This window comes from Kitasatospora sp. NBC_01300 (assembly GCF_041435235.1).
GTDB lineage: Bacteria > Actinomycetota > Actinomycetes > Streptomycetales > Streptomycetaceae > Kitasatospora.
Window position 1 is genome coordinate 2,357,729 of sequence record NZ_CP108408.1, and the last position, 14,331, is coordinate 2,372,059.

Below are 14,331 nucleotides of genomic sequence, written 5' to 3' on the forward strand. Positions count from 1 at the left end.
GGGGCGGAAACGGCGGGAACACGCGGGAGCCCCCGCCCGCCCCGGACGGACCGGGGCGAACGAGGGCTCCAGACGGGCGGAGCGGGCTCAGCAGCCGATCAGCCGCGCACCCAGGTACGCCTTGACCTGGTCGAGCGAGACGCGCTCCTGCGACATGGTGTCGCGGTCGCGGACGGTCACCGCGTTGTCCTCAAGGGTGTCGAAGTCGACGGTGACGCAGAACGGCGTGCCGATCTCGTCCTGGCGGCGGTAGCGCTTGCCGATGGCGCCGGCGTCGTCGAACTCGACGTTCCACGCGGTGCGCAGGTCGGCGGCGAGGCCGCGGGCCTTCGGGGAGAGGTCGGCGTTGCGCGACAGCGGCAGGACGGCGACCTTGACCGGGGCCAGGCGCGGGTCGAGCCGCATGCCGACGCGCTTCTCCATGACGCCCTTGGCGTTGGGCGCCTCGTCCTCGAAGTAGGCGTCGATCAGGAAGGCCAGCATGGCGCGGTTGAGGCCGGCCGCCGGCTCGATGACGTACGGGAAGTACCGCTCGCCGCTCTCCTGGTCGAAGTACTTGAGGTCCTGGCCGGACGCCTCGCTGTGCACCCGCAGGTCGTAGTCGGTGCGGTTGGCCACGCCCTCCAGCTCGGAGAACTCGCTACCACCGAAGTTGAAGCGGTACTCGATGTCCACCGTGCGCTTGGCGTAGTGGGAGAGCTTCTCCTTCGGGTGCTCGAAGAAGCGCATGTTCTCGGTGCGCAGGCCCAGGCCGACGTACCAGTCCCAGCGCTGCTGGAGCCAGTACTCGTGCCACTGCTCGTCCTCGCCCGGCTTGACGAAGAACTCCATCTCCATCTGCTCGAACTCGCGGGTGCGGAAGATGAAGTTGCCGGGGGTGATCTCGTTGCGGAAGCTCTTGCCGGTCTGGGCGATGCCGAACGGCGGCTTCTTGCGCGACGTGGTCTGGACGGCCTTGAAGTTGGTGAAGATGCCCTGGGCGGTCTCGGGCCGCAGGAAGGCCAGGCCGCTGGCCTCCTCGGTGACACCGAGGTGGGTCTTCAGCATGCCCGAGAAGTCCTTGGGCTCGGTGAACTGGCCCTTGGTGCCGCAGTCGGGGCAGTTGACGTCCTTGAGGCCGTTCGGCGGCGGGAAGCCGTGCTTGGCCTCGTACTTCTCCTCCAGGTGGTCGGCCCGGTGGCGCTTGTGGCAGGAGAGGCACTCGGTCAGCGGGTCGTTGAAGGTCTGGACGTGGCCGGAGGCCTCCCAGACCTCGCGGGCCAGGATGACCGACGAGTCGAGTCCGACGACATCCTCACGGGCCTGGACCATCGTGCGCCACCACTGGCGCTTGATGTTCTCCTTCAGCTCGACACCCAGCGGCCCGTAGTCCCAGGCGGCACGCGTGCCGCCGTAGATCTCGCTGCAGGGGTAGACGAAGCCACGGCGCTTGCTCAGGCTGACGATCGTGTCGATCTTGTCGGCGGCCACAGTGCTCTCTTCAGTACGTACGGCACGGTCAGGGCACGGCTGGTTGCGCGTACCCGAATACCTCAGGTTACCGGCCATATGGGTACGGGGTTCAAATCGGTATCGTCCGGCCCCTCCCAGCCACGGCCACCTGCCGTTCACCCGTCCGAGTGAGTTGACAATCATTTCCAGATAAGATGAGAATGATTGTCATGATGATCGGACGACGTACCCGCAGCTCCATAGCCATCGCCGCCACCGCCCTCACCGCCTCCCTCGTCCTGACCGCCTGCGGTGGCAGCAGCAGCGCCCAGAGCGCCGACGGCAAGCTGAAGGTCGTCGCCTCCTTCTACCCGATGGAGTACCTGGCCCAGCAGATCGGCAAGGAGCACGTCGCGGTCACCGACCTCACCGCGGCCGGCGTCGAGCCGCACGACCTGGAGCTCACCGCCAAGCAGGTCGCCACCGTCCAGAAGTCCGACGCGATCATCTACCTCAAGGGCCTCCAGCCCACCGTCGACCAGGCCGTCGGCCAGTCCTCGGCCAAGTACAAGATCGACGCCACCGCCGCCAGCCCGCTGGTCGACCACCACCTCGACGAGGGCACCACCGAGGCCGACGGCCACCAGCACGACGGCCCGGCCGGCGACCCGCACATCTGGCTCGACCCGACCCGCTACGCGGCGATCGCCAAGAGCGTCGGCGACGGCTTCGCCAAGGCCGACCCGGCCCACGCCGACGACTACCGCAAGAACACCGACGACCTGGTCGGCCGGCTGACCGCGCTGGACCAGGAGTTCCGGGACGGCCTGAAGGACGCCAAGTCCAAGACCTTCGTCACCAGCCACGCCGCCTTCGGCTACCTCGCCGACCACTACGGCCTCACCCAGGTCGCCATCAACGGCGTCGACCCCGAGTCCGAGCCCACCCCGGCCCGCCTCGCCGAGGTGCAGAAGGCCGCCAAGGACAACGGCGTCACCACGATCTTCTTCGAGACCCTGGTCAGCCCCAAGCTCGCCGACACCGTCGCCAAGGACCTCGGACTCAAGACCGCCGTCCTGGACCCGCTGGAGGGCGTCAAGGACCCGGCCAAGGAGGACTACCTCTCGGTCATGAAGCAGAACCTGGCCAACCTCCAGGCCGCCCTCGGCGCCACCCCCGCCACGACCGGCACCACGCCCACCGCGACCGGCACCCCCACCAGCTGACGGGACGACAGCACCATGACCCACCCGATACCCCCGGCCGTCCGCCTCCGCGACGCCGTCGCCTCGCGCGGCGGTCGGCCGGTGCTGCGCGGCGTCGACCTCACCGTCCAGCCCGGCGAGGTGGTCGCCCTGCTCGGCGCCAACGGCTCCGGCAAGTCCACCACCGTCAAGGCCGTGATCGGCTCCGTCCCGCTGGGGCAGGGCACGCTGGAGCTGTTCGGCATCCCGTACGCCGGCTTCCGCGCCTGGCACCGGATCGGGTACGTCCCGCAGCGCACCACCGCCGCCTCCGGCGTGCCGGCCACCGTGCGCGAAGTGGTCTCCACCGGGCGGCTGCCGCAGCACCGGCTGCTGCCGTTCCGCCGCCGGGACCGCGCGGCGGTGGACCGCGCGCTCGCCGCCGTCGGCATGCTGGAGCGCGCCGGGGACGGCGTCGCCGACCTGTCCGGCGGCCAGCAGCAGCGGGTGCTGATCGCCCGCGCCCTGGTCGGCACCCCCGACCTGCTGATCATGGACGAGCCGATGGCCGGCGTGGACGCCGCCAGCCAGCAGGTGCTCGCCGACACCCTGCGCGCCGAGGTCTCCCGCGGCGCCGCCGTCCTCCTCGTGCTGCACGAACTCGGGCCGCTGGAACCGCTGATCGACCGCGCCGTGGTGCTGCGGGACGGCTGCGTCGCGCACGACGGCCCGCCCGTGCCCAACACCGGCCTGCACGCGCTGCCCGGCCACGACCACGTGCACCCGCACGCCGACCACACCCCGCCGAGGCTGCTGGCATGACCGAGATGCTCTCCTACGACTTCATGCAGCGCGCCCTGCTCGCCGCCGTCCTGGTCGGGATCACCGCCCCGGCCGTCGGCATCTACCTGGTGCAGCGCCGGCAGGCCCTGATGGGCGACGGCATGGGGCACGTCGCGATGACCGGCGTCGGCCTCGGCTTCATCTTCCAGACCAGCCCGGTCTGGATGGCCGTGCTGGTCTGCGTGCTCGGCGCCGTCACGATGGAACTGGTCCGCTCGCGCGGCAACCAGCGCGGCGACATCGCCCTGGCGATGCTCTTCTACGGCGGCATGGCCTGCGGCAAGCTGCTCGTCTCGCTCTCCGCCCAGGCCGGCGCCGGCTCGCTGGAGAGCTACCTGTGGGGCTCCATCCTCACCGTCGCCCCGACCGACCTGATCACCATCGCGGTGCTCGGCGCGGTGGTCGTCGCGGTCACCGTCGGCCTGCGCCGGCAGCTCTTCGCGATCTGCCAGGACGAGGACTTCGCCCGGGTCACCGGCCTGCCGGTGCGCACGCTCAACCTGCTGCTCGCGGTGATGGCCGCCGTCACCGTCACCGTCGCGATGCGGGTGGTCGGGCTGCTGCTGGTCAGCGCCCTGATGGTGGTCCCGGTGGTCGCCGCCCAGCAGCTCACCCGGTCCTTCGCCGCCACCCAGGCGGCCTCGATCGCGCTCGGCGTGGTGGTCTCGCTGGCCGGCGTCACCGGCTCCTACCACCTCAACGTGCCCTCCGGCCCGGCCATCGTGCTGCTCGCCATCGCGGTCTTCGCGGTGTTCAGCCTGCTCGCCGCGCCGCTCGCCCGACGGCGCCACCGCAGGGGTGTCACGGACCCCGGACCGAAGGTCTGCGACGTCGCCCTGCCGGAACAATTCCCGGGTCGATCCCCGGATTAGATCCCGGGGCAGATCCCGGGGCAACTCCCGGGCCGCGGTTCCTCCGACGCGATCACTCCGGAGCGGGGGGCAGGGCTGGCACAATGAGGTGCGAGACGCCCACCACCCCAGGAGGACCCACGGTGACCACCGCAGGCCCGTCGCCGCGCGCCCGCTCGACCCGGCAACGTGCCGCCGTCTCGGCGGCCCTGGACGAGATCGAGGACTTCCGCAGCGCGCAGGAGCTCCACGACATGCTCAAGCACCGCGGGGACTCCGTCGGTCTGACCACGGTCTACCGCACCCTCCAGTCGCTCGCCGACGCCGGTGAGGTGGACGTGCTGCGCACCGCCGACGGCGAGGCCGTCTACCGCCGGTGCAGCAGCGGGCACCACCACCACCTGGTGTGCCGGCACTGCGGCGCCACCGTCGAGGTGGAGGGCCCGGCGGTGGAGCGCTGGGCCAACGCGGTCGCCGCGGAGCACGGGTTCAGCGACATCGCGCACACCCTGGAGATCTTCGGCACCTGCGCGGAGTGCGCCAAGAAGGCCTGAGCAGCGGAGCACCGGTACGGCGAAGGGCCCGTGGGAGCGATTCCCACGGGCCCTTCGCCGTACCTCCGCCGTACCGCGTCAGCGCTGGGTGGGCAGGTCCAGCGGCTCGGGCTGCACCTCGTTCGGGATCGCCCCGCCGAAGCGGCGGTCGCGCCTCGCGTACTGCTCGCAGGCGCGCCACAGGTCGCGGCGGTCGAAGTCCGGCCAGAGCACGTCCTGGAACACGAACTCGGCGTACGCGGACTGCCAGAGCAGGAAGTTGGAGGTGCGCTGCTCGCCGCTGGGGCGCAGGAACAGGTCCACGTCCGGCATGTCCGGGTGGTACATGTACTTGGCGAGGGTCTTCTCGTTGACCTTCTTCGGGTCCAGCTTCCCGGCGGCGACGTCGGCCGCGAGGGCCGCCGCGGCGTCCGCGAGCTCGGCCCGGCCACCGTAGTTGACGCACATGTAGAGCGTGACGGCGTCGTTGTCCTTGGTCTGCTCCTCGGCGACCTGGAGCTCCTGGACGACGCTCTTCCACAGCTTCGGCATCCGGCCCGCCCAGCGGACCCGCACGCCCATCGCGTCCATCTCGTCGCGCCGGCGGTGGATGACGTCCCGGTTGAAGTTCATCAGGAACTTCACCTCGTCGGGCGAGCGCTTCCAGTTCTCGGTGGAGAACGCGTACAGCGAGATGTTCTTCACGCCGAGCTCGATCGCGCCCTTGAGGACGTCCAGCACGACCGACTCGCCGACCTTGTGGCCCTCGGTGCGGGGCAGTCCGCGCTCCTTGGCCCAGCGGCCGTTGCCGTCCATCACGATGGCGACGTGGTCGGGGACCAGCTCACCGGGAATCTTCGGGGGCTTTGCGCCACTGGGGTGCGGGGTCGGGGGGAGGTACTCCCTCTGTTTGCCGCCGCCGAAGAGCCGTCGCGCTGCCATGTGCTCACTTCTCCACGTATCTCATCGAGCGGATGCCCCGCTCCAAATGCCACTGCAGATAGGCCGCGACCAGGCCGCTGCCCTCCCGCCAGTACCTCGGCTCGCAGGAATCGGCCGTCTGCCAGTCCCCTGACAGCAGCGCCCCGAGCAGTACCAGTGTCTCAGGGGAGGGTACGGCACATCCGGGCACTCGGCAGTCCGGGCAGAGGACCCCGCCCGCGGGCAGGGAGAAGAAACGGTTCGGCCCCTCCAGCCCGCATTTGGCGCAGTCCGTGAAGCTCGCGCCGTACCCGTTCACCGCGAGCGAGCGCAGCAGGAAGGCGTCCATCACCAGGTGCGACTCGTGCAGCCCGGCCGCCAGCGTGCGCAGGGCGCCCACCAGCAACAGGTACTGCTGGACGGCCGGTTCGCCCTCGTTCTCGGCGAACCGCTCGGCCGTCTCCAGCATCGCCGTCCCGGCGGTGTAGCGGCCGTAGTCGGTGACGATCGAACCGCCGTACGGCGCGATCGTCTCCACCTGGGTGCACAGCGGCAACCCGCGGCCGATCAGCTCACTCCCCCGGCTGAAGAACTGCACGTCCACGTGCGAGAACGGCTCCAGCCGGGCGCCGAACTTGGACTTGGTCTTGCGCACCCCGCGCGCCACCGCCCGCACCTTGCCGTGGTGCCGGGTCAGCAGGGTGATGATCCGATCGGCCTCGCCGAGCTTCTGCGCCCGCAGCACGACGCCGTCGTCCCGGAAAAGACTCATGGGAGCCATTCTCCCCCACGGCGCGCCCCGGCCGCCGACAGCCGTGTTGCCCGCACCGAGTCCGTGGGGGAGGACCGAGCGGTGCGGGTCACGGCGGGCCCGGAGGGGGATTGCGGGCCCGTTTTGTGGGGGATCGGAGATGGCTCGGGGGTTGCGCGGCAGGCCCGGCACCGCGGAGCGGGCCCGGTACTGCGGAGGACGTCCGCCCTGCGGAGGAGGTCCGGGTTGCTGCGGAGAGGGTCCGGGTTGCTGCGGAGAAGGTCTAGTACGGAGCCCGGGTCGCCGCCTCCAGCAGCGCCCCGACCCGCGACTGCGGTAGATCCAGACAGCGCCCGACCGCGGCCAGCGCCTCGCGCTCCTGCGGCAGGTAGCGCCCGTCGGACAGGGCGATCGCCGCGCCCTGCAGCAGCAGCCGCTCCCGGCCCTGGTGGGCCAGGTGCGGGGCGAGCGGTTCGAGCACCGCGTGCAGTTCCACGGCCAGGCCGCCGGCCATCCCGTGGGCGTCGTAGAGTTCGCCGCCGAGCCCGGACAGCGCGGCGAGCGCGGCCAGCACCTGGGCCTCGCCGCAGTCCTCGAACCCGGCCTCGCGCACCGCCGTGCAGGCCGCCTCGCGGGCCGCGCGGTGCGCGGTGCCGCCGGCCGCGAGCAGGGCGAGCGCGATGGTGTACTGCGCGTCCCGCAGCATCGCACCGAGCCGTACGGAGGTGGGCTGTTCCAGGCTCTCGACGCCGTAGCGGCCGTGGCAGCTGGTGCACTGCACGCTGCCGATCACCGGGCCGAGCGGGGCCACCGGGGTCCCCAGCAACCGCAGCCACCGCCGACCGTGCTGCCGGCGGTAGTTGCGGTCCCCGCCACAGCCCGGGCAGAAGAAGTCACCGAGAACGTCAGTCCGCCACCGCGGGCGAACACCCCACAACCTGGTCACGGCGCCACTCCCCAGACATGGCAGACGGCCTGCACAACAATGGGCAGGTCACGCGACCGGACACCGAGGCCGTCCCACCGACCCGGCTTTCCGGTGGATCGATGTTGCCATGGTTACCGGCACGTGTCAGTACCTCGAACGGCTTCCGACCCGAAAAAATGTGGCGCAGGACACAACTGGCCCCAGGCGCGGCGAAGGGCCGCCCCGGAGGACGGCCCCGCCACATCTCACTCGTACGAACTACCCGCGCTGTGCCCGGTTGACGGCGCTGATGATCGCCTTCAGCGAGGCCAGCACGGTGTTGCCGTCGATGCCGACGCCCCACAGCACCTTGCCGTCCACCGCGCACTCGACGTACGCGGCGGCCTGGGCGTCGCCGCCCTCGCTCAGCGCGTGCTCGGCGTAGTCCAGGACGCGGACGTCCAGGCCGATCCGGGCCAGCGCGTCCGTGAAGGCGGAGACCGGGCCGTTGCCGACACCGGTCAGGGTCACCGGTACCGAGTCCACCAGCGCGCCGGCGATCAGCGCGTCCCGGCCGTCCTCGGTGGTCAGGGTGCGCGAACCGCTCAGCGAGATCCGGCCCCACGGGTTGTCCGGGGTCGGCAGGTACTCGTCCTCGAAGACCCGCCAGATCTCGGCCGGGGTGACCTCGCCGCCCTCGGCGTCGGTCTTGGCCTGGATGATCCGGGAGAACTCGATCTGCATCCGGCGCGGCAGGTCCAGCTTGTGGTCGTTCTTCAGGACGTACGCCACACCGCCCTTGCCGGACTGGCTGTTGACCCGGATGACCGCCTCGTAGGTGCGGCCGACGTCCTTCGGGTCGATCGGCAGGTACGGCACGCCCCAGGTGTGCTCCCCCACCGGGACGCCCGCCGCCGCGGCGTCCGCCTCCAGGGCGTCGAAGCCCTTCTTGATCGCGTCCTGGTGCGAGCCGGAGAAGGAGGTGTACACCAGGTCGCCGGCGTACGGGTGGCGCGGGTGCACCTCCATCTGGTTGCAGTACTCGGCGGTGCGGCGCACCTCGTCGATGTCGGAGAAGTCGATCTGCGGGTCGATGCCCTGCGAGAACAGGTTCATGCCCAGGGTCACCAGGTCGACGTTGCCGGTCCGCTCGCCCTGGCCGAACAGGCAGCCCTCGATGCGGTCCGCGCCCGCCATGTAGGCCAGTTCGGCGGAGGCGACGGCGGTGCCGCGGTCGTTGTGCGGGTGCACCGACAGGCAGACGAACTCGCGGCGCGACAGGTTGCGCGACATCCACTCGAACTGGTCGGCCTGCACGTTCGGGGTGGCCCGCTCGATGGTGGCCGGCAGGTTCAGGATGATCTCGCGGCCCTCGCCCGGCTGCCAGACGTCCATGACCGCCTCGCAGACCTCCAGCGCGAAGTCCAGCTCGGTGTCCACGAAGATCTCCGGCGAGTACTGGTAGCCGAAGACGGTCTCCTCGCCCAGCAGCTTCTCCGCGTACTCCATCACCAGCCGGGTGCCGTCGGTGGCGATCGCCTTGGTGGCGGCCCGGTCGTTGCGGAACACCACCCGGCGGAACAGCGGCGCCGTCGCGTTGTACAGGTGGACCGTCGCGCGCGGGGCGCCGACCAGCGACTCGACGGTCTTCTCGATCAGCTCCTCGCGGGCCTGCGTCAGCACCGAGATGGTGACGTCCTCGGGGATCGCCCCCTCCTCGATCAGCGACCGCACGAAGGCGTGGTCGGTGGCGCCGGAGGACGGGAAGCCGACCTCGATCTCCTTGTAGCCCATCGCGACCAGCAGGTCGAACATCTTGCGCTTGCGGGCCGGGGACATCGGGTCGATCAGCGCCTGGTTGCCGTCCCGCAGGTCGGTGGAGAGCCAGCGCGGCGCCTTGGTGATCACCTTGCTCGGCCAGGTGCGGTCCGGCAGGTCCACGGTGTCGAACGGCAGGTAGCGCCCGTACCGCATGCCGGAGGGCAGCTGGCGCACGGACGCGGCGGTGATCGGGGTGGGGCGGTCGACGAAGGCGCGACCGGCGGGGATGGGCGCGGCGGAGCTCTGCTCGGTCATGGAATGACTCTCGGCTTCCTGTGATGCGTGGTGCGGGGGCGGGTCGGGGTGGTCGACACCGACTGGCCGGCAGCTGCCGCTCGCGACCCTCCGTTGGATCGCCGGATGACGCGCACAGCTCGATCCCCGCGGCGAGGGAGCCGGCCCTGTGGACTACAGGCCCTCGACGCGGCAGCTAAGAAGAAGCAGCCCGTTGCGCATGATGGCCCCAGCGTAACCCAGGGCCGCGCGCCCCCGAAGTGATCCGGGCCACCGTTCCACCCCTTGAGACACCGACCGGTCGCGCCAAGAGTGGTGACAACCGGTCATCGAGGCCTCACCCTGGGCCACATGACTGCAGCAGTTCCGATCTGCGCGATCGTCCCGCCGTACGTCCTGGACCGCCTCGCCGAGGCCGGTCACGAGCCCGCCGTCCGCTCCCTCCTGCTCGACACCGCGCACCGCGCGGCCCGCCTCGCCCCTCCCCCGCCCGTCAGCACCGGCCCGACCCCCAGCCGGCTGATCGCCGACACCGCCCACAGCCAGCGGCTGCCCGGCCGGACCGTCCGCACCGAGGGCCAGGCCCCGGTCGCCGACCAGTCCGTCAACCACGCCTACGACGGCCTCGGCGACACCTTCGCCCTGTACGCCACCGTCTTCGGCCGCCGCTCGATCGACAACCGGGGGCTGCGCCTGGACGCCACCGTGCACTACGGCCAGGACTACGACAACGCCTTCTGGAACGGCCACCAGATGGTCTTCGGCGACGGCGACGGCGAGATCTTCGGCGACTTCACCGCCTGCGTCGACGTCATCGGCCACGAACTCACCCACGGCGTCACCCAGTTCACCGCCGGCCTGCAGTACCAGGACCAGCCCGGCGCGCTCAACGAGTCGGTCTCCGACGTCTTCGGCTCGCTGGTCAAGCAGTACTCGCTGGGCCAGGACGCCGCCCACGCCGACTGGCTGATCGGCGCCGGCCTGCTCGCCCCCGGCGTCCAGGGCGTGGCGCTGCGCTCGATGAAGGCCCCCGGCACCGCCTACGACGACCCCCGGCTCGGCAAGGACCCGCAGCCCGCGCACATGCGGGACTACGTGGACACCACCGACGACAACGGCGGCGTGCACATCAACTCCGGCATCCCCAACCACGCGTTCTACCTGCTGGCCACCGCCCTCGGCGGCCAGGCCTGGGACCGCGCCGGGCGGATCTGGTACGACGCCCTGACCGGCGGCCGGCTCACCGCCGGCGCCGACTTCACCGCCTTCGCCCGGGCCACCGTGGCCGCCGCCAAGGCCCGCTACCCCGACCAGTCCTCGGTGGCGGACACCGTGACGGCCTCCTGGGCGCAGGTCGGCGTCAGCCCCGGCTGAACCCCATCAGGCCCCGGCTGAACCCCTCAGGCCTCGGCCGAACCCCTCAGACGGCCCCGAGCGAGGACGGTTGAGGCCGGGTTGAGCCGCGCTTAAGGTCACGGTCCGGGAAAAGACCGGCAAACTCCCTCCCCTGGTAGCACCATGGACACCATGCGTATCCAGGTGACCCGGACCGGCGGCTTCGCGGGGATCGTCCGCCATGCGGAACTCGACACCGTCGACCGCACGGACGCCCCGCACGTCCACGCGCTCGCCCGCGAGGCCGTCGCGGGCGGGCTGCGGGCGCCCTCGTACGGGGTGCCGGACGGCTTCCACTACGAGATCACCGTCGACGGCCGGACGGTCTACTGCGCCGACCCGAAGCTCACCGACTCGCAGCGCGAACTGGTGTCGCTGGTCCTGCGCGAAGGCGCCTGATCCTGCCTGATCCCGCTTGATCCTGCTTGACCCCACCGGCTCCCGGACACGCCGAAGGCCCGCCCGATCGGGCGGTTTCCAGGGGTCGTTGCAACACGTGGTGAGTTGATCAAGCCGCGATTAGTTTATGCAGGCGCTCGGCTGGGGTTTCCCAGCCGAGCGTTTTGCGTGGGCGGCCGTTGAGTTCGGCGGCGACGAAGGCCAGATGTTCGGGAGCGTGGACGGACAGGTCTGTGCCCTTGGGGAAGTACTGCCGCAGCAGGCCGTTGGTGTTCTCGTTCGAGCCGCGCTGCCAGGGACTGGCGGGGTCGCAGAAGTAGACCGGGACGTCGGTGGCGATGGTGAAGCTCTTGTGGGCAGCCATCTCGGAGCCCTGGTCCCACGTGAGCGAGCGCACCAGGTGCGCGGGCAGGGTCTGGACGGTTTCCACGAGGGTGTCGCGGACCTGGTCGGCGGTGCGGCCGTTCGGCAGGTGTAGGAGCATGACGTAGCGGGTGGCGCGTTCGACCAGGGTTCCTATGGCGGACTTGCCGTCCTTGCCGAGGATCAGGTCGCCTTCCCAGTGGCCGGGGACGGCCCGGTCCTCGGCTTCGGCCGGCCGCTCGCTGATCATGACCATGGGGTCGGTGAAGCGGGGCTGGCGGCAGTTGGCCTGCCGCTGGGGTCTGCGGCGGGCCCGGCCACTGCGCAGGGCACCGGCCAGTTCGCGGCGCAGTTCGCCGCGGCCCTGGACGTAGAGGGCCTGGTAGACGGTTTCGTGGACCACGTGCATCTCCGGCCGCTCGGGAAACTGTGCCCGTAGAGCGTGACAGATCTGCTCCGGGCTCCATTTCCTGTCGAGGTGGTGCTGGATGAAGTCCCGCAGCCCGGGTATCCGGCCGATCTTGCGGGGTTTGGGACGTGGCCGGCGGGCGTCGGCCCGGGCCTGGGCCGCGTGTGGGCGGTAGGCGCCGCTCTCGGGGTGCCGGTTGCGCTTGATCTCGCGGCTGACCGTGGAGGGGCTGCGGCCCAGCTCGGCGGCGATCGTACGGACCGCCGCCCGCTCTCGAAGCCTGTCGGCGATGTGGATGCGCTCGTCCTCGCACAGGTAACGGGAGGGACCGGAAGGCGGCACCACCGCGTGAATCGGTGGTGCCGCCTTCTGCCGTCGGTCGGCGCTGCGGCCGTTGCGCCACCTACGGCCTGTCCGGGGGGTGATCCCGACGATCCTGCACGCCTCGGTGTTGCTGTAGCCCTGCTGCATGAGCCGGGAGTATGCCGCTCGCTCCCGGCTCAGCTTCACGGGCCCCTGAGCCGTCCGGTCCTTGCGGATCTCGAAGTCCAATGCATCCCCTGAACTGGGGTGTTGCAACGACTCCTAGAACCCAAGTCGACGGATCCGGGGCGGGCCTTCGCTGGGAGCCGGGGCTCAGAAGCCGAGCTTGCGCAGCTGCTTCGGGTCGCGCTGCCAGTCCTTGGCGACCTTGACGTGCAGGTCCAGGAAGACCGGCGTGCCGAGCAGCGCCTCGATGTGCTTGCGGGCGGTGGTGCCGACGTGCTTGAGCCGCGCGCCCTTGGCGCCGATGACGATCGCCTTCTGGCTCTGCCGCTCGATGTAGACGTTGGCGTGGATGTCCAGCAGCGGGCGGTCCGCCGGGCGGCCCTCGCGCGGGAGCATCTCCTCGACCACGACGGCCAGCGAGTGCGGCAGCTCGTCCCGGACGCCCTCCAGGGCGGCCTCGCGGATCAGCTCCGCGACCATGATCTGCTCGGGCTCGTCGGTGAGGTCGCCGTCCGGGTAGAGCGGCATGCCCTCCGGCAGCAGCTTGGTGATCAGGTCGCCGACCAGTTCCACCTGCTTGTCGCCGACGGCCGAGACCGGGATGATCTCGGCCCACTCGATGCCCAGTTCCTCACCGAGCTGGTGGATGGCGATCAGCTGCTCGGCGAGCCGCTTGGAGTCGACCAGGTCGGTCTTGGTGACGATGGCGACCTTGGGGGTCTTCTTGACCTCGGCGAGTTCCTTGGCGATGAACTTGTCGCCGGGGCCGAGCTTCTGGTCGGCGGGCAGGCAGAAGCCGATCACGTCGACCTCGGCCCAGGTGCTGCGGACCAGGTCGTTGAGGCGCTCGCCGAGCAGGGTGCGCGGCTTGTGCAGGCCGGGGGTGTCGACCAGGACGAGCTGGGAGTCCGGGCGGTGCACGATGCCGCGCACGGTGTGCCGGGTGGTCTGCGGGCGGTCGGAGGTGATCGCGACCTTCGTCCCCACCAGAGCGTTGGTCAGGGTCGACTTGCCCGCGTTGGGTCGGCCGACGAAGCACGCGAAGCCGGAGCGGTACGAGGAGGAAGGGGCACTCATGTGCTCCATTCTCCCTGATCACCGGAGTCGCGCTGTCCGGGCCCGCCCGCACCGCCCGATCAGCCCTTGCGGCCGCCCCGCGAGACCACCGACATCACCACCAGCAGCACCAGGAAGGCGACCGAACCCCAGAGCCAGTACGGCGAGCCGGTCTCCTGCCACTTGCCCATCCCCATCACGAACAGCAGCAGCCCGGCGAAGAACGCCACCGCCCCCATGTGCCCAGCCCCCTCACCGAGTTCACTCCCCCGGTGAGACTATCGGCTCGGTTCGGGCAGGTGTTCGCCAGGCCGCCGCCGTCGCCCGCCGCAGCGGGCCCTGCAAGCCCCCGGCGGGCCCCCGGCGGCCCCAGCAGCCCTCAGCGGGCCTCGGCCGCCACCCGCAGCGTCCCGTCCACACCGGCCAGCAGCACGGGCGTCCCGGCCCCGCCGAGGTCCCGGACGGCCGCCAGGTCGGCCTCGGCCGGCTGCTCCGCCTCGCTCACCACGGCCGCCGCCTCCAGCGACTTCGCGCCGCTGGCCACCGCCATCGCCACCGCCGTCTGCAGCGCGCTCAGCCGGAGCGACTCCAGCGCGACCGTCCCGGCCACGTACGTCCGGCCGGTCTCGTCACGCACCGCGGCCCCCTCGGCGACGCCGTTGCGGGCGCGGGCCGAGCGGGCCAGGGTGATGATCTTCTTGTCTTCGGGGTCGAGCTCGACGATGTCACTCATGCCGCCGAGCA

At 70.9% G+C, this 14,331-nt stretch carries 15 protein-coding genes; 6 read left to right on the forward strand and 9 right to left on the reverse strand.

The annotated features are described in order from the left end of the window. Positions 1-87 precede the first annotated feature (87 nt). Positions 88-1,470: a glycine--tRNA ligase gene (locus OG556_RS10530; RefSeq protein ID WP_371516888.1), complete on the reverse strand. Its 1,383-nt coding sequence runs from the start codon at positions 1,468-1,470 to the stop codon at positions 88-90. Between the two features lie 191 nt (positions 1,471-1,661). Between OG556_RS10530 and OG556_RS10535 the strand changes: the two genes are divergently transcribed. The 4 genes from OG556_RS10535 (at position 1,662) to OG556_RS10550 (ending at position 4,863) form a co-directional block, all read left to right on the forward strand. Next, positions 1,662-2,657, forward strand: coding sequence for a metal ABC transporter substrate-binding protein (locus OG556_RS10535; protein WP_371516889.1), 996 nt, complete (start codon positions 1,662-1,664; stop codon positions 2,655-2,657). Between the two features lie 15 nt (positions 2,658-2,672). Then, a complete protein-coding gene (locus tag OG556_RS10540) occupies positions 2,673-3,437 on the forward strand; it encodes a metal ABC transporter ATP-binding protein (protein ID WP_063347507.1) in 765 nt (254 codons plus the stop codon). Beyond that, positions 3,434-4,330 (forward strand): metal ABC transporter permease, encoded by an 897-nt coding sequence (locus tag OG556_RS10545; protein WP_371516890.1) that lies wholly within the window; start codon positions 3,434-3,436, stop codon positions 4,328-4,330. The genes OG556_RS10540 and OG556_RS10545 overlap by 4 nt, the downstream gene beginning before the upstream one ends. Before the next feature lie 122 nt (positions 4,331-4,452). Continuing rightward, positions 4,453-4,863, forward strand: a complete 411-nt coding sequence (locus OG556_RS10550; protein WP_350878206.1) for a Fur family transcriptional regulator — start codon at positions 4,453-4,455, stop codon at positions 4,861-4,863. Between the two features lie 78 nt (positions 4,864-4,941). On the opposite strand, the gene OG556_RS10555 is transcribed toward OG556_RS10550, so the two are convergent. The 4 genes from OG556_RS10555 to leuA all read right to left on the reverse strand — a co-directional run bounded on the left by OG556_RS10555 (position 4,942) and on the right by leuA (position 9,497). Beyond that, positions 4,942-5,784 carry an isoprenyl transferase gene (locus OG556_RS10555; RefSeq protein ID WP_371516891.1) on the reverse strand — a complete coding sequence of 281 codons (843 nt, stop codon included), beginning with the start codon at positions 5,782-5,784 and terminating at the stop codon, positions 4,942-4,944. A 4-nt stretch (positions 5,785-5,788) separates the two neighbouring features. Then, the gene (gene recO / locus OG556_RS10560; RefSeq protein WP_063347510.1) at positions 5,789-6,535 is read right to left on the reverse strand and encodes a DNA repair protein RecO; all 747 of its coding nucleotides are present in this window, start codon (positions 6,533-6,535) and stop codon (positions 5,789-5,791) included. Between the two features lie 262 nt (positions 6,536-6,797). Then, positions 6,798-7,340, reverse strand: a complete 543-nt coding sequence (locus OG556_RS10565; protein ID WP_350878207.1) for a TerB family tellurite resistance protein — start codon at positions 7,338-7,340, stop codon at positions 6,798-6,800. 360 nt (positions 7,341-7,700) lie between these two features. Further along, positions 7,701-9,497, reverse strand: coding sequence for a 2-isopropylmalate synthase (gene leuA, locus OG556_RS10570; protein WP_350878208.1), 1,797 nt, complete (start codon positions 9,495-9,497; stop codon positions 7,701-7,703). Positions 9,498-9,827: 330 nt separating this feature from the next. On the opposite strand from leuA, the gene OG556_RS10575 reads away from it, so the two are divergent. Both OG556_RS10575 and OG556_RS10580 read left to right on the forward strand, forming a co-directional pair. Further along, positions 9,828-10,850, forward strand: coding sequence for a M4 family metallopeptidase (locus tag OG556_RS10575; protein ID WP_371516892.1), 1,023 nt, complete (start codon positions 9,828-9,830; stop codon positions 10,848-10,850). A 153-nt stretch (positions 10,851-11,003) separates the two neighbouring features. Further along, positions 11,004-11,270 carry a protealysin inhibitor emfourin gene (locus OG556_RS10580; protein WP_063351090.1) on the forward strand — a complete coding sequence of 89 codons (267 nt, stop codon included), beginning with the start codon at positions 11,004-11,006 and terminating at the stop codon, positions 11,268-11,270. A gap of 109 nt (positions 11,271-11,379) precedes the next feature. Here the strand turns inward: OG556_RS10580 and OG556_RS10585 are convergent, their stop codons facing one another. The 4 genes from OG556_RS10585 to OG556_RS10600 all read right to left on the reverse strand — a co-directional run bounded on the left by OG556_RS10585 (position 11,380) and on the right by OG556_RS10600 (position 14,320). Continuing rightward, positions 11,380-12,513, reverse strand: a complete 1,134-nt coding sequence (locus OG556_RS10585; protein ID WP_371522649.1) for an IS30 family transposase — start codon at positions 12,511-12,513, stop codon at positions 11,380-11,382. A gap of 165 nt (positions 12,514-12,678) precedes the next feature. Further along, positions 12,679-13,608, reverse strand: a complete 930-nt coding sequence (gene era, locus OG556_RS10590; protein WP_063347514.1) for a GTPase Era — start codon at positions 13,606-13,608, stop codon at positions 12,679-12,681. Positions 13,609-13,667: 59 nt separating this feature from the next. Next, complete coding sequence (locus OG556_RS10595) at positions 13,668-13,826, reverse strand: hypothetical protein (protein WP_159398424.1); 159 nt, start codon at positions 13,824-13,826, stop codon at positions 13,668-13,670. Positions 13,827-13,966: 140 nt separating this feature from the next. Further along, positions 13,967-14,320, reverse strand: a complete 354-nt coding sequence (locus OG556_RS10600; protein ID WP_063351091.1) for a hypothetical protein — start codon at positions 14,318-14,320, stop codon at positions 13,967-13,969. Positions 14,321-14,331: the final 11 nt, after the last annotated feature.

Coding starts and splice junctions, on each gene's coding strand:
- leuA (WP_350878208.1), bottom strand. CDS start 9,497: ATGACCGAGCAGAGCTCCGCCGCGCCCATCCCCGCCGGTCGCGCCTTC.
- OG556_RS10595 (WP_159398424.1), bottom strand. CDS start 13,826: ATGGGGGCGGTGGCGTTCTTCGCCGGGCTGCTGCTGTTCGTGATGGGG.
- era (WP_063347514.1), bottom strand. CDS start 13,608: ATGAGTGCCCCTTCCTCCTCGTACCGCTCCGGCTTCGCGTGCTTCGTC.
- OG556_RS10540 (WP_063347507.1), top strand. CDS start 2,673: ATGACCCACCCGATACCCCCGGCCGTCCGCCTCCGCGACGCCGTCGCC.
- OG556_RS10545 (WP_371516890.1), top strand. CDS start 3,434: ATGACCGAGATGCTCTCCTACGACTTCATGCAGCGCGCCCTGCTCGCC.
- OG556_RS10575 (WP_371516892.1), top strand. CDS start 9,828: ATGACTGCAGCAGTTCCGATCTGCGCGATCGTCCCGCCGTACGTCCTG.
- OG556_RS10555 (WP_371516891.1), bottom strand. CDS start 5,784: ATGGCAGCGCGACGGCTCTTCGGCGGCGGCAAACAGAGGGAGTACCTC.
- OG556_RS10585 (WP_371522649.1), bottom strand. CDS start 12,513: ATGCAGCAGGGCTACAGCAACACCGAGGCGTGCAGGATCGTCGGGATC.
- recO (WP_063347510.1), bottom strand. CDS start 6,535: ATGAGTCTTTTCCGGGACGACGGCGTCGTGCTGCGGGCGCAGAAGCTC.
- OG556_RS10600 (WP_063351091.1), bottom strand. CDS start 14,320: ATGAGTGACATCGTCGAGCTCGACCCCGAAGACAAGAAGATCATCACC.
- OG556_RS10535 (WP_371516889.1), top strand. CDS start 1,662: ATGATGATCGGACGACGTACCCGCAGCTCCATAGCCATCGCCGCCACC.
- OG556_RS10580 (WP_063351090.1), top strand. CDS start 11,004: ATGCGTATCCAGGTGACCCGGACCGGCGGCTTCGCGGGGATCGTCCGC.